The 22,074-nt window shown below is 72.3% G+C and carries 24 protein-coding genes and 1 pseudogene; 16 read left to right on the plus strand and 9 right to left on the minus strand.

From position 1 onward, the window contains the following. Positions 1-135 precede the first annotated feature (135 nt). The gene (locus OG747_RS04650) at positions 136-2,466 is read left to right on the plus strand and encodes a heavy metal translocating P-type ATPase (RefSeq protein WP_405878013.1); all 2,331 of its coding nucleotides are present in this window, start codon (positions 136-138) and stop codon (positions 2,464-2,466) included. A gap of 516 nt (positions 2,467-2,982) precedes the next feature. Then, positions 2,983-4,131, plus strand: coding sequence for a site-2 protease family protein (locus tag OG747_RS04655; protein ID WP_405878014.1), 1,149 nt, complete (start codon positions 2,983-2,985; stop codon positions 4,129-4,131). Here OG747_RS04655 and OG747_RS04660 read toward each other — a convergent pair. Next, positions 4,073-4,615, minus strand: coding sequence for a hypothetical protein (locus OG747_RS04660; RefSeq protein WP_405878015.1), 543 nt, complete (start codon positions 4,613-4,615; stop codon positions 4,073-4,075). The genes OG747_RS04655 and OG747_RS04660 overlap by 59 nt on opposite strands. Before the next feature lie 166 nt (positions 4,616-4,781). Here OG747_RS04660 and OG747_RS04665 point away from each other — a divergent pair, with 166 nt between their 5' ends. From OG747_RS04665 to OG747_RS04705, 9 genes are read left to right on the plus strand one after another with little or no spacing between them, the layout of a single operon-like run. Continuing rightward, positions 4,782-5,225 (plus strand): hypothetical protein, encoded by a 444-nt coding sequence (locus tag OG747_RS04665; protein WP_405878016.1) that lies wholly within the window; start codon positions 4,782-4,784, stop codon positions 5,223-5,225. Next, positions 5,222-6,151, plus strand: a complete 930-nt coding sequence (locus OG747_RS04670; RefSeq protein WP_405878017.1) for a hypothetical protein — start codon at positions 5,222-5,224, stop codon at positions 6,149-6,151. The genes OG747_RS04665 and OG747_RS04670 overlap by 4 nt, the downstream gene beginning before the upstream one ends. Then, positions 6,138-7,580, plus strand: a complete 1,443-nt coding sequence (locus OG747_RS04675) for a V-type ATPase 116kDa subunit family protein (protein ID WP_405878018.1) — start codon at positions 6,138-6,140, stop codon at positions 7,578-7,580. Before OG747_RS04670 ends, OG747_RS04675 begins: the two co-directional genes overlap by 14 nt. Further along, positions 7,565-7,975, plus strand: coding sequence for an ATP synthase subunit C (locus tag OG747_RS04680; protein WP_181652407.1), 411 nt, complete (start codon positions 7,565-7,567; stop codon positions 7,973-7,975). The genes OG747_RS04675 and OG747_RS04680 overlap by 16 nt, the downstream gene beginning before the upstream one ends. Positions 7,976-7,977: 2 nt before the next feature. Continuing rightward, positions 7,978-8,205: a V-type ATP synthase subunit F gene (locus OG747_RS04685; protein WP_405885447.1), complete on the plus strand. Its 228-nt coding sequence runs from the start codon at positions 7,978-7,980 to the stop codon at positions 8,203-8,205. After that, positions 8,202-8,711: a hypothetical protein gene (locus OG747_RS04690; protein WP_405878019.1), complete on the plus strand. Its 510-nt coding sequence runs from the start codon at positions 8,202-8,204 to the stop codon at positions 8,709-8,711. Before OG747_RS04685 ends, OG747_RS04690 begins: the two co-directional genes overlap by 4 nt. Further along, a complete protein-coding gene (locus tag OG747_RS04695; RefSeq protein WP_405878020.1) occupies positions 8,708-10,495 on the plus strand; it encodes a V-type ATP synthase subunit A in 1,788 nt (595 codons plus the stop codon). The genes OG747_RS04690 and OG747_RS04695 overlap by 4 nt, the downstream gene beginning before the upstream one ends. Further along, entirely contained in the window at positions 10,492-11,883 is a 1,392-nt protein-coding gene (locus OG747_RS04700; RefSeq protein ID WP_405878021.1) for a V-type ATP synthase subunit B, read from the plus strand. The genes OG747_RS04695 and OG747_RS04700 overlap by 4 nt, the downstream gene beginning before the upstream one ends. Further along, the gene (locus tag OG747_RS04705) at positions 11,880-12,500 is read left to right on the plus strand and encodes a V-type ATP synthase subunit D (protein ID WP_405878022.1); all 621 of its coding nucleotides are present in this window, start codon (positions 11,880-11,882) and stop codon (positions 12,498-12,500) included. The genes OG747_RS04700 and OG747_RS04705 overlap by 4 nt, the downstream gene beginning before the upstream one ends. A gap of 88 nt (positions 12,501-12,588) precedes the next feature. On the opposite strand, the gene OG747_RS04710 is transcribed toward OG747_RS04705, so the two are convergent. Continuing rightward, on the minus strand, positions 12,589-13,011 hold the full coding sequence (locus OG747_RS04710) for an Hsp20/alpha crystallin family protein (protein ID WP_405878023.1): 423 nt from the start codon (positions 13,009-13,011) through the stop codon (positions 12,589-12,591). A gap of 149 nt (positions 13,012-13,160) precedes the next feature. Here OG747_RS04710 and OG747_RS04715 point away from each other — a divergent pair. The 5 genes and pseudogenes from OG747_RS04715 to OG747_RS04735 all read left to right on the plus strand — a co-directional run bounded on the left by OG747_RS04715 (position 13,161) and on the right by OG747_RS04735 (position 15,933). Next, positions 13,161-14,008: pseudogene (locus OG747_RS04715) on the plus strand (hypothetical protein). A gap of 164 nt (positions 14,009-14,172) precedes the next feature. After that, positions 14,173-14,310: a hypothetical protein gene (locus OG747_RS04720; protein WP_405878024.1), complete on the plus strand. Its 138-nt coding sequence runs from the start codon at positions 14,173-14,175 to the stop codon at positions 14,308-14,310. Further along, the gene (locus OG747_RS04725; protein ID WP_405878025.1) at positions 14,294-15,175 is read left to right on the plus strand and encodes a universal stress protein; all 882 of its coding nucleotides are present in this window, start codon (positions 14,294-14,296) and stop codon (positions 15,173-15,175) included. The genes OG747_RS04720 and OG747_RS04725 overlap by 17 nt, the downstream gene beginning before the upstream one ends. 197 nt (positions 15,176-15,372) lie before the next feature. Then, a complete protein-coding gene (locus OG747_RS04730) occupies positions 15,373-15,549 on the plus strand; it encodes a hypothetical protein (protein WP_405878026.1) in 177 nt (58 codons plus the stop codon). A gap of 3 nt (positions 15,550-15,552) precedes the next feature. After that, complete coding sequence (locus tag OG747_RS04735) at positions 15,553-15,933, plus strand: hypothetical protein (protein WP_405878027.1); 381 nt, start codon at positions 15,553-15,555, stop codon at positions 15,931-15,933. Positions 15,934-16,270: 337 nt separating this feature from the next. On the opposite strand, the gene OG747_RS04740 is transcribed toward OG747_RS04735, so the two are convergent. From OG747_RS04740 to OG747_RS04770, 7 genes are read right to left on the minus strand one after another with little or no spacing between them, the layout of a single operon-like run. Beyond that, positions 16,271-16,780 (minus strand): universal stress protein, encoded by a 510-nt coding sequence (locus tag OG747_RS04740; protein ID WP_405885448.1) that lies wholly within the window; start codon positions 16,778-16,780, stop codon positions 16,271-16,273. A 31-nt stretch (positions 16,781-16,811) separates the two neighbouring features. Then, a complete protein-coding gene (locus tag OG747_RS04745; RefSeq protein ID WP_405878028.1) occupies positions 16,812-17,318 on the minus strand; it encodes a hydrogenase maturation protease in 507 nt (168 codons plus the stop codon). After that, positions 17,315-18,661, minus strand: a complete 1,347-nt coding sequence (locus OG747_RS04750; RefSeq protein ID WP_405878029.1) for a Ni/Fe hydrogenase subunit alpha — start codon at positions 18,659-18,661, stop codon at positions 17,315-17,317. Before OG747_RS04750 ends, OG747_RS04745 begins: the two co-directional genes overlap by 4 nt. Then, positions 18,658-19,608 carry an oxidoreductase gene (locus OG747_RS04755; protein ID WP_405878030.1) on the minus strand — a complete coding sequence of 317 codons (951 nt, stop codon included), beginning with the start codon at positions 19,606-19,608 and terminating at the stop codon, positions 18,658-18,660. Before OG747_RS04755 ends, OG747_RS04750 begins: the two co-directional genes overlap by 4 nt. Before the next feature lies 1 nt (position 19,609). Beyond that, positions 19,610-20,428 (minus strand): FAD/NAD(P)-binding protein, encoded by an 819-nt coding sequence (locus tag OG747_RS04760; RefSeq protein WP_405878031.1) that lies wholly within the window; start codon positions 20,426-20,428, stop codon positions 19,610-19,612. Beyond that, on the minus strand, positions 20,425-20,883 hold the full coding sequence (locus tag OG747_RS04765) for a Crp/Fnr family transcriptional regulator (protein WP_405878032.1): 459 nt from the start codon (positions 20,881-20,883) through the stop codon (positions 20,425-20,427). Before OG747_RS04765 ends, OG747_RS04760 begins: the two co-directional genes overlap by 4 nt. Continuing rightward, positions 20,880-22,055 (minus strand): 4Fe-4S dicluster domain-containing protein, encoded by a 1,176-nt coding sequence (locus OG747_RS04770; RefSeq protein ID WP_405878033.1) that lies wholly within the window; start codon positions 22,053-22,055, stop codon positions 20,880-20,882. The genes OG747_RS04765 and OG747_RS04770 overlap by 4 nt, the downstream gene beginning before the upstream one ends. Between the last annotated feature and the right edge of the window lie 19 nt (positions 22,056-22,074).

A 22,074-nucleotide genomic window follows, 5' to 3' on the forward strand; every position in this document is an offset into this window, starting at 1 on the left:
AGAACGGGGGCGCGAACAGCGTCCGTACGGCCCTGGCGGCAGGGCCGTTCGTCCCCTGCCACGGGCCCAGCCGGCCGGGATGTGATGGACGGGGACCGGACCGCGGGCAACGATGCCGGACGGACAGAGGTGACCATGAACCGCTCCGCCTTCACAACACGGCTGCGCTCTCTGACCGAGGCGGTCGCCTCGCCACGGCTGGAGCTCACCCTCCTGGCCGTCACGGCGGCGGCCCTGACCGCAGGGGGTGCCGCCTGGCTCGCCGGTGACGAGGGTCTCGCCGACCTGCTGTGGGGCCTGGGCACCCTGTCCGCGATCCCACCGGCGGTGGGCTGGGTACTCGCCGCACTCCGCCACGGCCGTACGGGCGTCGACCTGATCGCGGTTCTCGCTCTCGGCGGCACCCTTGCCGTCCATGAATACCTGGCCGGTGTGCTCATCGCGCTGATGCTGGCCACCGGTCGCACACTGGAGGCGGCAGCCCAGCGGCGGGCCTCGCACGACCTCCGGGCGCTTCTGGAGCATGCGCCCCGCTCGGCGCACCGCCGGACAGCGACTGGAGTCGCCACGGTTCCGCTGGCCGAAGTCGCCGTAGGTGACCTGCTCGTCGTGGGTCCGGGCGAGGTCGTCCCGGTCGACGGGCGGGTGGAAGGCGCTGTGGCCAACCTCGACGAGTCCGTACTCACCGGCGAGCCCTTGAACGTCGAACGGGCGGCGGGCGACACCGTCCGCAGCGGGGTGGTCAATGCCGGCGGCGCCTTCGAGCTGCGGGCCATGGCGACCGAGCAGGACAGCACGTACGCCGGAATCGTGCGAATGGCCAGGCAGGCGGGGGCCGAGTCCGCACCCGTGGTGCGGCTGGCCGACCGCTACGCGGCCTGGTTCCTTCCGCTCACCCTGGCGGTGGCGGGACTGGCCTGGCTGCTCAGTGGCTCGGCGGTACGAGCGGTCGCGGTGCTGGTGGTCGCCACCCCCTGTCCGCTGCTGTTGGCCGCGCCGGTGGCCATCGTCTCCGGGATCTCCCGCGCCTCACGTCTGGGAGTCGTCATGCGGGACGGTGGCGCCCTGGAGAACCTGGGCCGGGCCCGCACCCTGCTGCTCGACAAGACCGGCACCCTCACCCGCGGCCGCCCTCGCGTCCTCGACGTGGTCGCCGCACCGGGGTGGCAGCCGGCAGAGGTGCTGAGGCGGGCCGCGTCGCTGGACCAGTACTCGCCCCATGTCCTGGCCGAGGCGATCGTCGACACCGCGCGCGAACGGAAACTGGTCCTGTCGGTCCCGTCCGATGTCACCGAGGAGCCCGGCCGGGGTGCTGCGGGCACCGTGGACGGGCACCGGGTGTCCGTCGGCCGCTTCGACGCGTCCGACGCCCGCCCGTCCTGGGCGAGGGCGGTGGACAACCGGGCGCTTCTCGACGGCGCGGCCGTCGCCTGGCTGACCGTCGACGGTTGCCCGGCGGGTGCGGTGCTCCTCCGGGATCCCCTGCGCCACGACGCCCCGCGCACCCTGCGCCACCTTCGGGCCGCGGGCATCGAGCGGCTGCTGATGCTGACGGGCGACCGCGCGGAGCCGGCCCGCGAAGTGGGCGCCGTCCTCGGTCTCGACGACGTCCTCGCAGGGCTCGACCCGGCCGGCAAGGTCGCCGTCGTACGGGCCGAACGCGAGCGCGCGGTCACCGTCATGGTGGGCGACGGCGTGAACGACGCCCCCGCGCTGGCCGCCGCGGACATCGGTGTGGCGATGGGTGCCCGCGGGTCCACCGCCTCGTCGGAGGCCGCCGACATCGTGCTGACCACCGATCGCGTGGACCGGCTCGCAGACGCCGTCTTCATCGCCGTACGGGCCCGGCGGATCGCCGTGCAGAGTGCCCTCGGCGGTATGGCGATGTCCCTGGCCGCGATGGCCGCGGCCGCCTTCGGCCTGCTGCCTCCCGCCGCCGGCGCCCTGCTCCAGGAGGCCATCGACGTCGCTGTCATCCTCAACGCCCTGCGCGCACTGCGCGTCGGCCAGGCCCTGCGGCCGGCACTCACACCCGCCACCGAGGCGCTCATCCACCGCTTCGCGGCGGAACACGACGACCTCCAGGACGTGCTCGAAGCGGTGCACAGTGCAGCCGACCACCTCTCCGACGGCCCCGCCCCGCAGGCTCTGGCGGCCGTCGAGGAGGCGCACCGGCTGCTCACCGAACGGCTGCTGCCTCACGAGCACGCCGAGGAGCACCAGCTCTACCCCGCGCTCGCGCCCGCCCTGGGCGGGCCGGAGGCGACGGCCACCATGAGCCGCGCCCACACCGAGATCGAACGCCTCTCCCGCCGTATCGCCACCCACCTGCGGCTGGCTCACGCCGAAGGCGGCTTGTCCCCCGGCCAGCTCGACGACCTGCGTTCCTGTCTGTACGGACTGCACTCCGTCCTGCTTCTTCACTTCACGCAAGAGGAGGAAAACTACTTCTCGCTGGCCCAGTAAAGACACCGCTGCCCACAGCCTCCCGCCGGAGCCGCGTCGGCACCGATGGTGCTACTGCGCGCTGTGACAGAACCCCTCTCAGGAGGGCCACTCGACCGGCGTCGTATTGCCCGGTGGGACCGGGAATGGGATCTGGTGAGACGACGGTGAGCCCGAGGGCGAGCTGATCCAGGAGAGCCAGGGCCGACTCCCTCTGCGCGATGGGCGATCAACTCCCGTCTGGCGGGCTGACCCTGGCACGACGCCGAGCCCTGCACACACCGGCTGACCATGGTTGCTCGCGGTGCTCCCGGCATCGTCGCAGCTGCATGAGCGGCCTCAAGGTGGTCCGCTCCCTGGAGAGGAGCCGCGGCAGCGCCCGGGCCGATCGTCCCTGGTGCGAGCCGATCGGCCCCTCCCCGCGAGGCGACCGCTGCCGGACGATGAAGGTGCTGCGGACCTGCTCCTGGCAGGGAGATCGGCGCCGTCCGCCCGAATGACGGCCGAGGCGCCAGTCGGAGGGTGAGGCGAGAATTCATGAACGAGACGCTGTCCCTCGGCCGGATCGCCGGCGTGCGGGTCGGCCTGCACTGGAGTGTCCTGGTCATCGTCGTCCTGGTGACGGTCGCGCTGGCGCGCGGCCGGTTTCCCGATGCCCACCCGGGCCACTCCGCCATCGCGTACTGGGCACTCGCCCTGCTGACCGCGGTCGTCTTCCTCGGCTCCCTGCTGACGCACGAACTGGCGCACGCCGTGGTCGCCCGCCGCAACGGCGTCCAGGTGGACGGCATCACCCTGTGGATGCTGGGTGGTGCCGCCCGCCTCCACGACGAGGCGCCGACTCCGGCCGCGGAACTGCGCATAGCCGGTGTGGGTCCGCTCACGAGCCTGCTGGCCGGTGGCGTGCTCGCGGGCGTCGCCGCAGGGCTGGACGCGCTCCACGCGTCCGGGCTGGTGGTCGAGGCGTTCGCCTGGCTGGCCGCGATCAACGTTCTGCTGGCTGTCTTCAACGCGCTGCCCGCCGCGCCGTTGGACGGGGGGCGGCTGCTGCGCGCGTACTTGTGGCACCGCACCGGCGACCGTGCGCGGGCCACTCGAGGTGCCTCGGCGGCGGGCCGGGCGCTGGGCTGGTTCATGGTGGTGACCGGATTCGTGGCCGTGCTGTACGGGCGTGACCTGTCTGGTCTGTGGGCCGCGCTGATCGGCTGGTTCCTCATAGGTGCGGCCACCGCCGAGGCTCGTCAGGCCGAGATGCGCAGCCTGCTGGGCGGTGTCCCGGTCAGCCGGGTCATGACTCCGGACCCGGTGACCGTGCCGGCCACGGCGAACCTCGCCGACTTCCTGGCCGAGGGGCCCTTCGGCCAATACCGCCACTCCGCGTTCCCGGTACTTGCAGCCGATGGCTCGGTGACCGGTGTGATCACCCTTCGGCGCGTCGACGCGACCCCGCCCCGGGCCCGGGCGAGCACGATGGTCCACGAGGTGATGCGTCCCCTCGGCGACATCGTCACGGCCGCCCCCGAGGAACTCGTGCTCGACCTGCTCCCCCGCCTGCAGGCGAGCCCAGTGCGCCGGGCGCTGATCCTCGACGAGGGCCGCCTCGTCGGCATCCTCACCATCGCCGACATCACCCGTGCCCTGACCTGGCCGGCCGCGCCCGGCCCTGACGGGCCGCACCGCGACTGACCCGCACAACCGAAGGAGACGTGATGACAGACAACAGCCCGCCTGTCACCCCGGTGCTTCCGGGCCAAGTGCAGGTGAGCCAACTTGAAAGCCAGGCCTTCGCGGTCAGGGTGCGCGCCACCACACCCTCGTAACCGATCAGCCCGTCGATGCGGTCACGCGCCGGCAGACGGGCGATGTCGCGGTACGGCAGGTCGTCGCGCAGGGAGGCGGCGGGTACGTCCATGACGTCCCTCACCAGCGGGACCCCGGCTTCGGGCGGCGAAGGTTGTCGCGAGGGCGAGGCGGCCGCCGGTGCCGGGCGGGCGGTGCCGCGTGCAGGAGCCTGCTCTTCGGTGTGTACGTGTTCGGCCGCAGCTGTGGCCACGGCTCCCAGGTAGCGAATCAGCATGTCCTGTCGGCCCGCCTCGCCGGGGCTCCAGGGTTGGGAGGGCAGGTCCTGCCGGACCTCGGCCTCCGCGGAGAGGTTCTCGTGGTCGTTCACGGCCGCCTCCCGACTCCGTCGAGTTGCCTACCGTCCCAGTCTTTCGCTCTGACCGCCGTCACCAAGAGCCGAACGGCCCTGATCGACGGCGTTACGGCCCTATCCGGTGCGGGGCGGAAGGGGAACGGTGAGACTGAGAGAACAGCCGACCGGCAGGAGGCCGCCGATGAGCCTGCGGGACTTCCTGGAGCGGTTCCGTCCGGTGGGGACGCCGGGAGCGTCCGCCACTGGCGTGCCCGCCGACCGTACGGCGGAACGGGCCGCGGAACTGGAGCCCGCCCTCGCACAGCTGACGGATGTGCAGCAGGAGGCGGAACGGATCCGGGCCGCGGCGGACGAGGCGGCTGCGGCCGTGCGGCAGGACGCCGTGCGGCAGGCGGCCGAGCTCGTGGCGGCCGCCCGCGAGCGTGCTCCCGAGATCCGCCGACAGGCCGCGGAACCCGTCCTCCGGGAGGCGCGGCGGGAGGCGGAGGCCCTGCGCGCCGCCGGGGGCCGCGCCACTTCGGCCGTCCGGGAGCGGGCCGGGGAGCGCATGCCGGATCTGGTGGACCGTACGGTGGCCGACGCGCTGCGCCTGGCAGGGGGCCCGGGCGAAGGCGAAGCGCCATGAGTGCCGGTTGGGTCGCCGGGGCCGTACGGGCCAAGGCCCTCGTCGGCCGCTACCCGGGTGCCGGTGGGGCCCGGGAGATCGCCGGGTGTGGCACGTTCGACGACGCCCTGCGGTGCCTGGCGGCGACCCCGTACTCGAGATATGCGCGGTCGGCGGTCGGCCTGCCTGAGGCTCAGCGGGCGGTGACCGCCACGCTGCTGTGGCATCTGCGGGTGCTGGCCGGCTGGCTGCCCCGGGGCGGTGCCCGCCTGCTCGTTCCGCTGGTTGCGGGGTTCGAGATCGCCAACGTGGCCTCCCGGCTGCCCGCGCCGGACGGTCGCCGCGCGGAGGCCCCGGAACCGTACCGGCTCGGCGCGCTGGAGACTGCCTGGCGGACGCTGGAGCGTGCCGGGACACCTGCGGAACTGCGGGCGGCGCTCATCGCCTCGCCCTGGGGTGATCCGGGTGGCGACACGCCGTGGGCCCTGATCACGGGCATGAGGATGGCCGCCGCGCGGCGCACCGCCGTCGCGGTACCGCCCGCGCGTCGTTGGGCCCAGGGCCGCGCTGTCCTGCTGACGGCTCGTGAACTGTTCGTGTATCAGCGCTCTCTGCCGGGGCCCGCGCGGCGTGACGCGGCACGACTGCTCGGGGCGCGGGCGTCGGCCGCCACCTCGTACCAGGAGTTTCGCGAGCGTCTTCCGGCGACGGCCGGTTGGGTCCTGGCGGACATCGAGGAAGCGGGCGCGCTGTGGAAGGCCGAGGCCCGCTGGTGGCGGACGGTTCAGGCCGACGGCGCGGCGATGCTGCGCGAGGGCCGGTACGGGCCCCGCGTGGTCGTGGGTGCGGTCGCGGTGCTGTCCGTGGACGCCTGGCGGGTACGGGCGGCGCTGGAGTCGGCGGCGCGTGGCGGACGGTCCGGGGAGGTGTTCGATGCCCTGGTCTGAGGTATGGACACCGGTCCGGATGCGCCGTGTGGCGGTGATCGTGCCGCAGGTGGCCCTGCGGGACGCTCTGGTGCGGATCGCCGAGGAGGGGTGCGTGGAGCTGGACCGTGCCGAGGAGGCAGCTCCGGGCGCGGCGGCGGTGCGGCTGCGGCGGCTGCAGGGGCGTGTCACGACGGCCGGGCCCGAGAGTACCGCTTCGGCCGTCCTGGCCACCGCCGCGCCCGATCTCGACCTGCTCGAAGAGCGTCGCGATGTCGAATTGTTGGCGGGCGAGGCTCAGTTGCAGGAGCGCGCGGAAGGCGCTGTACGGCATGGTGAGGTGGCCGCGCTGGCCGGGTGGTGCCCGGCCGCCGAGATGCCCCGCGTCGCGGGCCGGCTGGCCGCCGCAGGCGGCGCACTGGTGCCGCTGCCGTCCCCACGCGGCACCGATCCACCGACGCTGCTTCGGCCGGGCGGGGCCGTCTCCTTCGCGCCGCTGGTGATGACGTACGGCACACCGGCCTATGCGGACCTCGACCTCTCGTGGCCGGCGGGCCTCGCCTACGTGGCGATGTTCGGGATCATGTTCGGTGACGTGGGGCACGGGGCGCTGCTGGTGCTCGGCGCGCTCGCGCTCCGCCTCGGGCGGCCTCGCCGGTTCGCCCGGTTGGGCCGGCTGTGGCCGTTCCTGGCGGGCGCGGGAGTCGCCTCCATGCTCGCGGGCGCCGCCTACGGGGAGTTCTTCGGTCCGACCGGTCTGCTGCCGGTGCTGTGGCTGAGCCCGTTGGACAGTCCTGCCCGCCTGCTGGCCGCCGCCGTGGTCTTCGGGGCGGGACTGCTGGCCGTCGCGCATGCCGCCGGCGCGGTCAACCGCGTTCGTGAGGGCGGCTGGGGCACAGCGCTGTACGCGGCGTCGGGCTGTGCCGGGCTGCTGTTCTACCTGGGGCTCGCTCTGGCAGTGGCGGGCCTGCTCCTGCACCGGCCGCCCGCGGCCGTCGCCGGGGCCACGCTCGCCGTCGTCGGGCTGGCGCTGGTGGCCCTCGGCCTGTTCCGGGCCACGGCGGGCGGCGTCGCCGGATACGCCGAGACAGTCGTACAGTTGTTCGACGTGGTCGTGCGCACGGGCAGCAACACCCTGTCGTTCGCCCGGCTCGCGGCCTTCGGCCTTACCCACGCCGCGCTCGCCGACCTGGTGTGGCGCGGCACCACCGGCCTGGCCGGGCACGGTGGCGCCGGAGTCGCGGGGGCAGTGCTGCTGTTCACCGCGGGCACGGCCCTCTCGTTCGGCCTGGAGGCCCTGGTGGCTGGTGTGCAGGCCCTGCGGCTGGAGTTCTACGAACTGTTCTCCCGGCTCTTCGAGGCGGAGGGCCGTCCGTTCCGTCCGTGGCACGTTCCCTCGGCGGAACCTGCCGACAGCACTACGAAGGTGATCCCATGCTCACCTGGCTGATCATCCTGCCGGTCCTGGCCGCGGTGCTCGGCGCCGTGCGGCTGCTGCGGCGGCGCCGGGCCAGACACGCCTTCCGCTGGCTCCTGGCCACGAACCTGGCCCTCCTGGGCGGCGCCTGTGTCGTACTGGCCACGGCACTCGCGGGCCCCGCACAGGCGTCGGCACCCGCCACGTCCGGCGGAGTCAACGGATCTGCTCTGATCGGAGCCGCCATCGCGGTGGCGGGAGCCTCGATCGGGGCAGCGATCGCCGTCGCCTACACCGGCGCCGCAGCGCTGGCAGCACTGAGCGAGCGACCGGAGATGTTCGGCCGGGCGATGGTGATCGTCGGTCTGGCGGAGGGCATCGCCGTGTACGGGCTGGTGGTCGCGATCCTGCTGATCGGAAAGGCATGACGATGGGCACCGTGGCCGCCATCGGGGCACGGACCAGCGTGTGCGGTCTGGCCCTGGCAGGGGTCGACGTGCGTGTCGCGGAGGATCCGGACGCCGTCCGCCGCACCTGGCGGACGCTCCCGGGCACGGTCGGCCTCGTGATCCTCACGGCCGAGGCCGCCGAAGCGCTGGGAGCCGAGACAATGGCGCCCGGCCCTTCCCGGCCGCTGACCGTGGTGATGCCCTCATGACCGCGTCCATGGACGCACTGGACCCCGTGCGCGCCGAGTTGCTGCGCGCGGCACGGACCTCGGCCGACGCCGTCCGGGAACGAGCGCGGGCCGACGCGGCGGAAACCCTGCGCGCGGCACGCGGTACTGCTGACGAGGTGCTCGCGCAAGCCCGGGACCTCGGCGAGGCCGACGGTGCCGCCGAGGCTGCCCGGGAACGAGTGCGAGCGGTGCAGGACGCCTGGGCGGCGGAACTCGCGGCTCGCTCCGAGGTCTACGCCGAACTCAGGGCCGCGGTCCGCACGGGCGTGCGCCGAGCGATGACGGAGGGTGCCGTACCGCAGGCCCGACTCGCCGAGGCTGCGCGGGCGCTGCTGGGAACGCAGGCGCGGGTCACCGCTGCAGCGGAGGGTGGAGTGACGGCCGAGGTGCCCGGCCGACGGGTCGATCTGTCGGCGGACGCCCTCGCCGACCGCGCCCTGGAACGGCTGGGTGCGCAGGCCGAGACGCTGTGGAGGCCGCAGTGACCACACCCAGCAGTTCGGGAGCAGGCCGGCGGGCCACGTACGCCGGTCCGGCACGCCCCCAGGCGGACGACGCGTCCCGCTCACGGATTCTCCGGGTCACCGGCCCCCTGGTGGAGATCGTCTGCCCCCCTTCGGTCGCCATGCACGACATGGTCGTGCTCGGCGCCGCCCGGCTGCCGGGCGAGGTGGTCGCCATCCACGGCGACACGGCCACCGTCCAGGCGTACGAGTACACAGGTGGACTGAGCCCGGGACATCCGGCGGAGCCCCAAGGCCGACCGCTGTCGGTACGCCTGGCCCCGGATCTGCTCGGCGGCGTGTACGACGGTCTGCTGCGCCCGCTGGCCGGCGCCGGCGACCTTCTCACGACAGGCGAGCCGAGCGAAGCACCGGAAGCGCGCAGTTGGTCGTTCACACCAGGGGTGGCCGAGGGAGCGCGGGTCGCGGGCGGAGACGTCCTCGGGGAGATCGCCGCGAGCGTGCCCATGCGGCTCCTGGTGCCTCCGGACCGCTCGGGCGAGGTGACCCGGGTCGCGGCGGCGGGCGAGCACTCCGCCGACGCGGTGCTCGCCGTGGTGGGCGGACACGAGGTGCGGATGGCGCAGTCCTGGCCCGTGCGCAGGCCGCGACCGGTCGCGCGGCGGCTGGCGTCCGACATGCCACTGAACACCGGGCAGCGGGCCGTCGACCTGCTTTTCCCGGTGGCCCGCGGCAGCACGGTCGCCGTACCGGGCGGCTTCGGGACCGGCAAGACCATGCTGCTGCAACAGATCGCCAAATGGTGCGACACCGACGTGATCGTCTACGTCGGCTGCGGCGAGCGCGGCAACGAGATGGCGGACGTCATCGAGGAGCTTGCAGAGCTGACTGATCCCCGTACCGGAGGCCGTCTGGCGGATCGGACCGTGACGATCGCGAACACCTCCAACATGCCGATGATGGCCCGCGAATCGAGCGTGCACACGGGTGCGACGGTCGCCGAGTACTTCCGCGACATGGGCCTCGACGTCGTCCTGATCGCCGACTCGACCTCCCGCTGGGCGGAGGCACTGCGCGAGTTCGCCTCCCGCATGGGCGAACTCCCTGCCGAGGAAGGCTATCCGGCGGGACTCGCCTCCCAACTGGCCGCGTTCTATGAACGGGCCGCCGCGGTGCGCACCCTCGGCAACGCCCGTGGCTCCGTCACGGTGATCGGCGCCGTGTCCCCGCCGGGTGGCGACCGCACCGAGCCGGTCACCGCGCACACCGAACGGTTCGTGCGGTGCCTGTGGAGCCTGGACCGCGACCTCGCCTACGCACGGCACTATCCGGCCGTCTCCTGGGCGGACTCCTTCTCGCGGGACACCGCCGCGCTGGCCGCCGCGCACGCGCGGGCCGGCGACCCCGAGTGGACCGAGCGGCACGGGCGAGTGACGCGGCTGCTGGCCGAGGCCGACCGGCTGGCCGATCTTGTCGAACTGGTCGGCGTCACGGCCCTGCCGCCGCGGGAGCGGATCAGCGTGCTCGCGGGACGGCTGCTGCGCGAAGCCGTGATCCAGCAGAGCGCGCTGTCGCCGGCGGACGCCTACAGCGCCCCCGAGAAGACCGCGGCCCTCGTGGAGGCCGTGCTGGCAGTGATCGACCGCTGTCTGGAGCTGGTGGACTCCGGTGCCCCGGCGGACGCGGTCGAGGCGGTCGACTTCACCCCGCTGCTGCGGGCCCGTGAGACCGCGGGCCCCGCGGAGACCACTCCCGTGGCGGCGGCCCGCGACACCGTGCTGGCCCGGCTCAAGGAAGCGGCATGAACAGCGCGGACATCGAGTACACGGGCGTGCGGGAACTGCGCGGCCCGCTCGTGGTCGTCGAAGGCGTGAGCGGGGTGGGCTGGGACGAGTTCGCCACGATCGTCCTCGACTTCGGAGAACGACGGCACGGGCTGGTCCTGGAGGTGGACCGCGACCTTGCGGTGGTACAGGTCCTGGAGGACACGGCCGGCATGAACCGCACAGGCACCCGCGTCGCGTTCTCGGGCACGCCACTGCGGATCCCGGCCGGAAGCGGATGGCTGGGGAGGGTGTGCAACGGGCGGGGCGAACCGGCCGACGGCGGGCCGCCGGTGCTGGGCAGCGCGTCCGTGGCGGTGGGCGGCGCGCCGATCAATCCGGTACGGCGGGAACCCCCGAACGAGCCGGTGCTCACCGGCGTGGGCGCCGTGGACGTGCTCACCACGCTGGTGCGGGGACAGAAACTGCCGGTGTTCTCGGTGGCCGGGCTGCCGCACCTGGAGCTGGCGGTGCAGATCGCGGCCCAGGCGACGTGCGGCGGCGAGGCGTTCGCCGTCGTGTTCGCCGGTATGGGGCTCACCCATGCCGACACGGCGTTCGTCCGTGACGGACTGGCCGCCCGCTCCGCCGCACGAGAACTGGTCCTGTTCCTCAACACCGCGGACGACCCGGTGATCGAACGGTTGCTGACGCCGCGTCTCGCGCTGACCGTCGCCGAGCACCTGGCGTTCACCGAGGGCCGTCACGTCCTGGTGGTGATGACAGATATGACGGCCTATTCGGAGGCGCTGCGCGAGGTGTCCGCTGCACGGGGCGAGATTCCGGCCCGCCGGGCGTACCCGGGCTACCTCTACAGCGACCTCGCGTCCCTTTACGAACGCTGCGGCAGGATCAGGGGCCGCCCAGGGTCGGTGACCGTCCTGCCGGTGCTCACCATGCCGGCGGGCGACATCACCCACCCCGTTCCGGACCTCACCGGTTACATCACGGAGGGTCAGATCGTGCTGTCCGCCGAGGTGCACGCGGCCGGCACGTATCCGCCCGTGGATCCGCTGGCCTCGCTGTCGCGCCTGATGCGCAAGGGAACCGGAGCGGGACGGACCCGCGCGGACCATCCGGCCGTCGCCGCGCAGCTGATCGCCGCGCTGGCCCGGTCCCGGCAGGTGCGGGAACTCGCCGACCTGATCGGACGGTCGGCACTCAGCCCGACCGACCTGCGCCACCTCGACCTGGAGAACGCTGTCCGGCACCGGTTCCTGGCCCAGGGAACGAACGAGAACCGGTCATTGGACGAGTCCCTGGACCGGGCCTGGGAGGTGCTGCTGACCCTGCCGCGCAGCCAGCTCGGCATGATCCCGGCGGACCTGCTCGACGCCCACGCCCCGCCGCAGGTCGAGGGGCCGCCGTGAGCACGCACGGGCGCCGAGTGCCGGTGGGACGGGCCGGGCGGTTGCGGCTTCGCCGCAACCTCGCCACCGCGCAGCGCGGAGCTGACCTGCTGGAACGCAAACTCCGGCTCCTGCTGGACCGGGAGCGCGCGCAACGACGGGCCGCGGAGGATGCGGGTTCGGTGTGGCGGGAAGAACTGGCCGCCGCCGACACCTGGCTGCTGCGCGGGGTGCTGCTCGGCGGCGAACGAGCACTGGCCCAGGCGGTGCCCGTGGACCGAGCCTGCATCGACGTCGAGTGGGCAGCGCTGATGGGCGTACGCCATCCCGCGGCCCTGGCCTGGACCGCCCCCGTCCGCTCCCCGGCGGAACAGATGCCGCCCAACACCGCGCTGGCGCACGCCGAGACGGCCTACCGCGCGGCGGTCCGCGCAGCGGCGGAACACGCCGCCCACCGGACAGCGGCCGAACTGCTCGCCGCCGAAGCCGAACGGACGCGGCAACGAGCCCGCGCCCTGCACCGACACTGGATCCCCCGGTTGCAACGTGAACTGTCCGCGGTGGAGCTGGCGTTGGAGGAGGCCGAACACGAGGAGGCGGTGCGACGCCGCTGGGCCGCCTCGCAGGGGGTCCGGTGATGGCGCCGCGAGAAGAGCACGGCGTTGGCGGGCCCACGCCGGGGCCCGCCACATGCCGTCAGCTGCCGTCAGTTGCCGTCAGCTGCCGTCAGCTGCCGTGCTGGATCTCGACGTGCTTGGCCTCCGCCTTCTCGGCGCCCAGGCCGACGCTGACGGTGAGCATGCCGTCGGTGTAGTCGGCCGTGACGTCGTCCTCGTCGGCGCCCGGCGGCAGCGTCACGCTGCGGCTCATCACGCCGTACCGGATCTCGCTGTGACTCTTCGTGACGTCCTTCTCGGTGCGTTCGGCCTGGACGGTCAGCACCCCGTCACTGATGAAGACGTCGATGTCCTCGGGGGACATGCCCGGAAGCTCCGCTCGCATCACGTAGCGGCCGTCCTCCGTGTATTCCTCGATGCGGACCGTGTACAGGTCACCCATCGTGGGCATCGCGAACCGGGCCGGAAGGTTCTCGAACCAGTCCGGCACCTCCGGAAACGCGAACCTCTGCCTGCGTGTCAGTGTGCCCATCGCCGTACCTCCTCCGCTGTTGTCCAGCCTGCCGGCACTTCCAGTCCAGCACTCACGGGCCCGTACCGCTAAGGCCGAACAGCCCATGCCAGGGGTCCCAGAAGTCCCTTTCCTCTAAGAGGGGACGAACACATTCGGCGGCGATCATCATGTCCGACGTCACGACCACCGATCTCTACGAAGTGACCATGGCCCTGTCCTACCTCCGGGAGGACATGTGGGCCCCGGCCACCTTCAGCCTCTTCGTCCGCGACCTCCCGCCCGGCCGGGGCTTCCTGGTCACCGCAGGACTGGAGCCCGCCCTGGACTTTCTGGCCGACTACCGCGTGGAACGGGAGGACGTCGAGGAGTTCGCGGCCGCGCTGCACCGTCCGGTGCGGGACCTCGAACCGCTCCTCGGCCCCGCCTTCGAAGGCGAAGTGCGCGCCGTGCCGGAGGGCCGTGCGGTGTTCGCCGGGGAGCCGGGACGCAGCGTGCCGCCTTGGACGCCACCACCGTCTGGTGGCAGTGGCCGCGGACGCCCGTACCTGGACGCCCCGTACCTGGACGCCGCGTACCTGGACGCCGCGTACAAGCTCGTCGAGTACGACGGCCGCCCGGTCATGAAGCTGTCCTCGGCGAAGGTAACGGCCCCGGGCCGCAAGCAGGTCTTCCGCCGCGCCGGGCAGCCCGACGTCATCGCCCTGTGGCGAGAGGAACCGCCGGACTCGGCACGGCCGCTGCTGCGCCGGTGATGCGCGGCGGCCGTCGGACGGGGCCGCCGGACCGCCGGCAGGACGCCCGCGACCGGTTCCGCGGGGACATCGCCGATCTGCCCGGCCCGACGCTCCGGATCGAGGACCCCGAACCGGTCCGACCGGTTTGGTCCCGGGCTCTGCAGAAGCTGACGGCCACGGTACGTGCGAGCATCGAAGCACGGTTCCGCCCGGACCACCTCGCCGCTCCCTCCGTCACGGCTGCCTCCGACTGCGCGACGTTGTCAGCCGGCGCACCATGAGGGGTCCGGCGGTGGGGCCGACGGGGCCGAGGCGAGGACCAATGGCCCCTCGAACCCTGACCGCGCCAGGTCTTCCATGAGATCGGCGGCGCCGCTCCGCGCCGCACAGTGAGGAGGCGAGTGAGATGTCCGCTCCCGCACCAACAAGGAAGAAGGAACGCGCCGTGCCGAGTACCGGACCCGAGGCGACCGGCGCCTCGATGCGCGCCCGCGTGGGCGACGAGATCGTCGTACGCGGCACTACCGCCGGGGTCGTGGCCGACGAACTGGTGGCTGGAGGCGGTCATGGCCCGGCCCGGTGACCGTCGGCCGATCGTGGTGGGTGTCGATCCCGACCCCAGCCGGCAGATGGCGCTGGCCTGGGCAGCCGACGAGGCCGCCCGCCGTCGGCTGCCGTTGCGTCCGGTCCACGTCGAGGGCGTGCCGACCAGGGGCTATCGAGGGCAAGAGATCCCGCCGTCCTGGGAGGAGTGGAACGAGGCTCTGCACAAGGCCGGGAAGCAGGTACTCGAAGAAGCCGCGGACTTCGTCACGGCACGGCACCCGCAGGTCGAGGTGGACACTGTGCTCGCGGAGGGCGACCCCGTGTGGGTGCTGCGTGAGCAGAGCCACGACGCCACGGCTGTCGTACTGGGCTCGCGACATCTGAGCCGGACCCAGGAGGTGTTCGGCTCCGCCTCGGTCGCCCTGCCGGTCATGGCCCACGCGCACTGCCCCGTGATCGTCGTGCCCGAGCCGGAGCACATCACCCAGGAGCCCGCGTACTACGTCGTCGGCGTCGACGGCAGCGAGCACTCGGCCGCCGCGGTCGACGTGGCATTCGAGGAGGCAGCCCTGCGTGGCGCCGGGCTGCGGGCCCTGTACGTCTGGGAGCCAGGTCCGCTCAGGATCTTCGACGAGTACGCCCCGCAACAGGAGGCCCGCCGGTTGCTCTCCGAGACCGTGGCCGGCCGCCACGCCCGCTACCCAGAGGTGGACCTGCGCCACGAACTGGTCGTCGGGCATCCCGTGCAGGTGCTCACCGACGCCTCGGCCCACGCGCTGGGCCTGGTGGTGGGAACCCGGGGTCACGGAGGATTCACCGGCATGCTGCTGGGCTCGGTCAGCCAGGGTGTGCTGCACCATGCCCGCTGCCCGGTCATCGCCGTTCCGTCGAGGCCGACATGAGGAGTCCCGGGCGAGCAGGAGGCGCGGGAACGGCTACCACGACAACACCACCGCCCAGCTCGCCGCTGAAGCCGGTGGGACCTGGCTCCACTACGCCCCCGGCGACCACACAGGGTGACACAAGCCCTCACTCGCCAAGGAACACCGGAGGTCGTACCGCCAGCGAGACTGCGGGGTGTCGGTCCGCCACGCTCCCTGTGATCACTCGATACGGTCAGACCTTCCGACTGCTGCTGCGGCGGCGCATCATCACGAACGCACTGCCGCTGCCCGCGAGGGCCACCAACATGGCCCCGGCCGCGATCCGCATGGGCTCCAAGCTCCTGACGCTGCCACCTGCGCCGGTCCTGAGGGCCCCACTGACCATCGGATGAGGGGTGGGCGAAACCTGCATCGTCGCCATGCCGGACGGCATCGTCATGGGGCAAGTCATCGTCATGCCGGGCGGCATCGTCATGGTGCAAGTCATCGTCATGTGGGACGGCATCGTCATGCCGGGCGGCATCGTCATGGTGCAAGTCATCGACATCGTGGTGGCGGACGACCGCTGCATGGTGCAGCTCGGTGACATGCTGGATGCGCCCGTCGGGCCCGGCCTCGCGTTCGCCGGCGCGGCGAGAACGGTCAGGGAGATCGTGGCGGCGACGAGGGCAGCGGCGGCTATGCGACGAGGGCACATGGTTCTCTCCTCAGCCGGCCGCGGCCTCGCTGACCGCGTTAGGGGGATCCGGCATATAGAGATCAAAGCGTCGTACTGACGTGTATCGCGACGCGCACTGATCCGCTCCGATCACCCGGATGCAGCTCACTCATGGCCCCGATCGAGCTGTTTTCCCAAGTCACTCGGCATACCTGCGCCAGGACAAACCGGGGTTGCGCGATCCGCCTTCTGGGTGACGGCCCTGATGCGGAACCTGGAGTCGATGCGCCCCCGGGGGCCACGCACGGTCGCGGCGGGCTCGGCTCCTCGGGGAACTGGCTCCAGTTGAATACGCGATACCCCTGACTGGCCCCGCTACATCGCCGCCAGCATCCTCATCGTCTCTGTGGAACTCGCTGTCCCCGCTCACCTCCCCGCAGGGAGCCTCACCACCGTCACGGCCTCTGCGGCACGACCGCGACCGGGCACTGGGCGTGGTGCAGAAGTGTGTGACTGACGCGTCCGAGCTGGAGCCCGAAGCGGCCTGTCCTGGGCCGAGCCCCGATGACCACGAGGTCAGCGGCTGCCGATCGGTCCACGAGGATCTTGCCGGCCGGCCCCTCGATCGTCGTACGGTGCATCCGTACCCGGGGATGCTCGGCGATCGCTTCTCCGAGCACGGCGTCGAGCAGTGCGGAGGCCTCCTCCTCGGGAGTGTTTTCCTCCGCGAGGATGTCGGTGGTGACCTTCACATCAGGGTTGCGCCGCTCGGCGCGCTCCGCCCCGGAAGCCACGATGTGCTCCGCCAACACCTGCTCGGAAGGGCGCGCCAGGCCGGTGGACGGCAGGGCACCCGCGTATCGCTCCCAGAGGGAGGCGTAGACGAGCCTGAGGGGAACACCGTGGCGGACTGCTTCGTCCACGGCCCAGTCGAGGGCAAGCAGACTCGAGTCCGATCCGTCGATGCCATGGCTCGTCCATCCCCGCCGCGGCCGCTCACGGTAGAGGCGCGCCGCCAGACGTCTGCCGCTGGTGGTTCCTTTCGCGGGCCTGCAGTACGGAGGCGGAGGTGCGCTCGATCAATTCAGGGAGGGCCGACCGCACCGGGTCGCTCAGTCCCGTGCCGAGTTCGACATCGGCCACCTCCACGGCGTGCACGACGACCTTCCGCGGAAGCAGGTCGAGGGCCTCCGCCAGGGCGAGGCACTCCCCCAGGCCCAGGGCGTGCGTGCTCGCCGTACCAGTCCCGCGGCCGGCCGCCTCCGTCGCTGTCAGGGTGTGCAGCTCGCCCGGCCTGGCCGGACGCAGGCGGAGGGCTTCCACCACGACCGCGGTGTCCGCTCCGCGCCACAGTTCGAGCATCCGGCCGGGTTCGCCGTCGCTGACCGCCAGCACGATGTCGTCGGGGACCCTGCCTCGCAAGGCCTCCACCACCGCCGGACCCGCCCCGTCGTCACCGCGGAGGGGGTTGCCCACGCCGATCACCACGACCCGGCCGGTCATGCGCGTTCCACGGTCAGATCGAGGAAGTGGGCGGCGCAGGAGATGCAGGGGTCGTGATTGCGGATGGCCCGCTCGCACAAGCGAATGAGCTCCTCGTCGTCGGCCGCGGCTCCGATCCGGTCCAGGCGTGTCTGGACGGCCCGGCGTACGTCCTCCTCGATGGCCGTCTGGTTCTGTGCTGTGGGCGGGATGATGCGGGCCGCGGTGAGCGTGCCGTCCTCGGCGAGGGCGTAGCGGTGGTACAGCAGTCCGCGGGGTGCCTCGGTCGCTCCGGCGCCCACCGCCTTCCGCGGGAGGACGTCGAGAGCCGACCGCGATGGCTGTTCGTAGCCCTCGATGATCCTCAGGGCTTCCTCGACGGCCTGCACCACCTCCACGGCGCGTACGACGATGCTTCGGAAGGGGTTGTCGCAGATGGCCCCGGCCGCGGGATCGCCCAGCCCGGCGTCCCTGGCGGCCTCGGCCGCAACCGGGTGGAGCCACCGGCCGTTGATCGCGTACCGGGCCAGTGGGCCGGTCAGGTAGCGGCGGCCGTCGAGCGCGGCGGTCAGAGCGGTGCTGTGCGGCACCTGCTCTTCGTGAACGTGCTGTTCGAGGTCGGACACGGGGAACTCGCGCAGCGCAGGGGTTCTGCCGTGGGCGGCGATGACCGTCGGTGTGCCGGAGTCGATGGCGTAGCGGCCCGGGTCGCGCAGTGCGAGCAGGTCATGCTCGCTGGCCGCGTCGGGGAAGTCGAACGCCGCCACCCAGCGGACGGTCTCCAGCGCGTCGTCGCGGGCCCGTCGCAGCCGTTCGGCCAACGGACGGAGTTCCTCGGGCGCCGGTGTCCGGTAGAACCCGCCGACGCGGACGTTGACCGGGTGGATGGGGCGTCCGCCCAGCTGTTCGATGATCGCGTTGCCGGTCTGTTTGATCCGCAGGCCGCGCTCGACGGCCGCCCGCTGGTCGCGGGCGAGTTCGACGGCATCGGCCCGGCCGAGGAAGTCGGGGGCGTGCAGCAGGTAGATGTGCAGGGTGTGGCTCTCGATCCATTCGCCGCAGTACAGCAGGCGGCGCAGCTCCGCGAGAGGCCCGTCCACGGTGACACCGCAGGCGTTCTCGATCGCCTGGCAGGCGCTCATCTGGTAGGCGACCGGGCAGATTCCGCAGATGCGGGCGGTGATGTCCGGCGGCTCGGTGTGGCCCCGGCCGATCAGAAAGGCCTCGAAGAACCGGGGTGGTTCGTAGATGCGCAGCCGCGCCTCGGTGACCGTCTCCTCCTGTACGCGCAGGTGCAGGGCGGCTTCGCCTTCCACCCGGGCCAGTGCGTCCAGCCGCAGGACGCGGGTTCCGCGATGGCTCATGCGGGCCTTTCCGGGTCGGTTTCTGTTCCTGCCCGAGGGGTGTTTTGCTCCTCGGCGGCGAGATCGGCTACGAGGGCATATTCCGGCGACGCTGCGTTGAAGGTGCGGAAGACACGCAGGATGTCCGCCTCGCTCATTCCGTCGCGGCGCAGCTGCGCGACCATGGAGCGCAGGTTGGGCCGCTCGGCCGGTCCGAAGCAGCCGTAGCACCCGCGTCCGTAGGCGGGGCAGATGGCACCGCACCCGGCGTGGGTGACCGGCCCCAGGCAGGGGGTGCCATGGGCCACCGTGACGCAGGTGGTGCCGCGCCTCTTGCACTCGAAGCAGACACTGTGGCTGGGGATCTGAGGTTTGCGTCCGGCCAGGTGGGCGGTGATGACTTCGAGGAGCTGGCGACGGTCGATGGGGCAGCCCCGGAGTTCGAAGTCGACCGGTACGTGTGCCGAGATCGGGGTCGAGGTCTCCAGGGTGGCGATGTAGTCCGGGCGGGCATAGACCGCCGCGCGGAATGCGTCGACGTCCCCGAAGTTGCGCAGTGCCTGGATGCCGCCCGCGGTGGCGCAGGCTCCGATGGTGACCAGGCGCCGGGAGATGCGCCGGATGTGTTGGATTCGCTCGGCGTCCTCGGCCGTGGTGATCGAGCCCTCGACCAGGGAGAGGTCGTACGGACCCCGTCCGGCCAGCTCCGCACGCCCCCCGCCGGGGCCCTCGGCGGCGGACATCTCCAGGAAGTGCTCGATGCGTACCTGCTCGGTGAGGCCGAGCAGTTCGTCCTCGCAGTCGAGCAGGGTCAGCTGGCAGCCGTCACAGGAGGCGAACTTCCATACGGCGAGCGTGGGCCGGGGGTCCGGGTTCGCTCGTCGGCGGGCAGCGTGTCCCAGATCGGTGTCCGCCGCTCGGGCGATGGACCGTCCTGGGGCGCCGGCCAGTCCTCGGTCGGTTTCCATCTCACAGCTCCCGTACGGACAGCAGGCGTTCCACGCGGTCGTAACCGACCACAGGTCCGTCCCGGCACAGCAGTAGCGGGCCGAGCTGGCAGTGGCCGCAGTGGCCGGTGGCGCAGCGCATGTTGCGTTCCAGCGACACCTGAACGCGGTGCGCGGCGAGGCCTCGGCCCATCAGGGCTCGCGCGGTGTGGCGCATCATCACCTCGGGCCCGCACAGCAGCGCGTGGGTCCGGTCCGGCCGGAGTGCGAACGCGTCGAGGAGGGTGGTGACGACCCCCACCGAGCCTTGCCAGCCCGGGCCGGGGCGGTCGACGGTCACCTCCACCTCGGCCCTGCCGCGCCAGCTTTCGATGTCCTCCTGGTAGATCAGATCGCCAGGGGTACGGGTGCCCACCAGGATCCCCAGCCGACCGTAGGCGGCCGACCGGTCCAGGGCCGCGTGCACCACCGGTCGCAGTGGCGCCAGCCCGATGCCGCCGGCGATCACCAGCACGTCCTGGCCGGCTGCCGCCTCCAGGTCCCAACTGGTGCCGAACGGCCCGCGCAGTCCGACGGTGTCCCCCGGGCGCAGGTCGTACAGGGCGGTCGAGACCGCGCCCACCGCGCGTACGGTGTGCACGAGGCCCCCGTGCGAGCCGCGCAGGGCGCTGACCGAGACCGGCACCTCACCGACCCCGAACGCGTAGATCATCGCGAACTGGCCCGGTGAGAAGGGCGGGAGTTCCCTGCCGACAGGAACCAGTTCCACCGAACGGGTGTCGGCGGTCTCCGCCCGGGTTTCGGCGACCCGGTACGGCAGCGGCGGCGTCACGGTGCTCATGGCGGGCCGCTTCCGTGGGGTGCGTACAGGTCCAGCAGCCTGATGCGGGTGGCCTGCAGGCGCTCGACGACCACCTCGGTGAAGCGGCGCATCAGGGCGTAGCCGAGTTCTGGGTCGGCGGCGCAGAGGGCGAGGACGTCGGTGGCGGGGAACTCCGTGGCTTCCACCGCGGTCACCGCTCGTGCACCGAGGTGCCAGCGGTACGGCGGGCAGATCCACGACCAGCCCAGTAGTTGACCCGGACCGAGCGTTTCCACCAGGGCCTCCGGCTGCCTGCCGGGAACGCAGATGTCGAGGGCGACCCTGCCGCCGCGCAGTAGCCAGAAGCGGTCGGCTTCCCCACCCTCGTCGAACAGGCGAGCGTCGGCCGGGAACGCCACGTCGAGCCCGACAGCCATCAGCCGCTCGCGCTGTGCGAGTGGGAGGAAGTCCAGGGGCGACGGCAGCTCGGTCACGGTGCCTGCCCCGATGCCTCGGACCGCGTCCAGTCGTGCAGGGCGGCGGCCTCCTCGGTGATGTCGATGCCCACCGGGCACCACACGATGCAGCGGCCGCAGCCCACACAGCCGGAGGAGCCGAACTGGTCGTACCAGGTGCCGAGTTTGTGGGTCATCCACTGCCGGTAGCGGCTGCGCGGGGACGTACGGACGGGGCCGCCGTGCAACTGGGAGAAGTCCAGGTCGAAGCAGGAGTCCCACAGCCGCCACCGCTCCGCGTGGTCACCGGTGAGGTCGGTGACGTCCTCGGTGGTGGTGCAGAAGCAGGTGGGACACACCATGGTGCAGTTGCCGCATGTCAGGCAGCGCCCGGCAACGTCGTCCCAGCGGGGGGCGTCGAGCGTGCCGGCCATCAGCTCCCGCAGGTCGGCCTCGGGCATGGTCCGTCCCATCCGGTCCGCGGCGGCCGCGACCCCTGCGCGGGCCGCCTCACGGGTGGCGGGGTCAGCCGGGCGGACGGGCAGTTCGGCCAGGATCTCGTCGCCTTCCCGGCTGCCGCCGCGGATCCAGAAGCGGTGGCCGTCGTCATCGACCACCTCGGTGATCACCAGGTCACAGCCGGGCGGGGCCGCGGGTCCCGTGCCCATCGAGACACAGAAGCAGGTGCCGCCGGGCTCCGTGCACTCGACCGCGATGAGCAGCGCTCCTGCGCGCCGCCCCTGGTAGGCGGGGTCGCGGTGGGTCCCCCCGGTGAGTACCCGGTCCTGGACGGCGATGGCCCGTGCGTCGCAGGGACGCACCCCGAGGAAGGCGTACCGCGGTGCCGGGGGCTCCTCGGCCGTGAATACGATCTCCTCGCCCACCCGGTCGGCACGCCACTGCCGCACCTTCGCCGGATGCAGGAACTGCTTCCACGACTGGGGGCCCGCCGCGTTCGCGAAGGCGGCACCGTCGGCCCGCTCCCGCAGCCGGTAGCGCCCGGCTTCAAGTTCCACACCCCACCCGTACGGCAGCTCGTCGGCCGACTCCAGCTCGGCCAGCACGATCGCACCGTCCTGCACGGTGGGCCCGATCACGGTGAAACCGCGCCCGGTCAACACCTCCACCAGCGCGACCATGCCCTCCTTCCCCATAGTCGACCCGCCGGACGCAGGAGGGGAGCAGGCGTTCACGTCGGGGTCCGTAGTCATGGCCGTTCTCCTTCAGCAC

The sequence above is a fragment of the Streptomyces sp. NBC_01384 genome, assembly GCF_045040035.1.
Lineage (GTDB): Bacteria > Actinomycetota > Actinomycetes > Streptomycetales > Streptomycetaceae > Streptomyces.

Excerpts from the sequence above, each read along its gene's own strand:
- OG747_RS04650 (WP_405878013.1), top strand. The coding sequence starts at position 136 with ATGAACCGCTCCGCCTTCACAACACGGCTGCGCTCTCTGACCGAGGCG.
- OG747_RS04655 (WP_405878014.1), top strand. The coding sequence starts at position 2,983 with ATGAACGAGACGCTGTCCCTCGGCCGGATCGCCGGCGTGCGGGTCGGC.
- OG747_RS04665 (WP_405878016.1), top strand. The coding sequence starts at position 4,782 with ATGAGCCTGCGGGACTTCCTGGAGCGGTTCCGTCCGGTGGGGACGCCG.
- OG747_RS04670 (WP_405878017.1), top strand. The coding sequence starts at position 5,222 with ATGAGTGCCGGTTGGGTCGCCGGGGCCGTACGGGCCAAGGCCCTCGTC.
- OG747_RS04675 (WP_405878018.1), top strand. The coding sequence starts at position 6,138 with ATGCCCTGGTCTGAGGTATGGACACCGGTCCGGATGCGCCGTGTGGCG.
- OG747_RS04680 (WP_181652407.1), top strand. The coding sequence starts at position 7,565 with ATGCTCACCTGGCTGATCATCCTGCCGGTCCTGGCCGCGGTGCTCGGC.
- OG747_RS04685 (WP_405885447.1), top strand. The coding sequence starts at position 7,978 with ATGGGCACCGTGGCCGCCATCGGGGCACGGACCAGCGTGTGCGGTCTG.
- OG747_RS04690 (WP_405878019.1), top strand. The coding sequence starts at position 8,202 with ATGACCGCGTCCATGGACGCACTGGACCCCGTGCGCGCCGAGTTGCTG.
- OG747_RS04700 (WP_405878021.1), top strand. The coding sequence starts at position 10,492 with ATGAACAGCGCGGACATCGAGTACACGGGCGTGCGGGAACTGCGCGGC.
- OG747_RS04710 (WP_405878023.1), bottom strand. The coding sequence starts at position 13,011 with ATGGGCACACTGACACGCAGGCAGAGGTTCGCGTTTCCGGAGGTGCCG.
- OG747_RS04725 (WP_405878025.1), top strand. The coding sequence starts at position 14,294 with ATGGCCCGGCCCGGTGACCGTCGGCCGATCGTGGTGGGTGTCGATCCC.
- OG747_RS04745 (WP_405878028.1), bottom strand. The coding sequence starts at position 17,318 with ATGACCGGCCGGGTCGTGGTGATCGGCGTGGGCAACCCCCTCCGCGGT.
- OG747_RS04750 (WP_405878029.1), bottom strand. The coding sequence starts at position 18,661 with ATGAGCCATCGCGGAACCCGCGTCCTGCGGCTGGACGCACTGGCCCGG.
- OG747_RS04755 (WP_405878030.1), bottom strand. The coding sequence starts at position 19,608 with ATGGAAACCGACCGAGGACTGGCCGGCGCCCCAGGACGGTCCATCGCC.
- OG747_RS04760 (WP_405878031.1), bottom strand. The coding sequence starts at position 20,428 with ATGAGCACCGTGACGCCGCCGCTGCCGTACCGGGTCGCCGAAACCCGG.
- OG747_RS04770 (WP_405878033.1), bottom strand. The coding sequence starts at position 22,055 with ATGACTACGGACCCCGACGTGAACGCCTGCTCCCCTCCTGCGTCCGGC.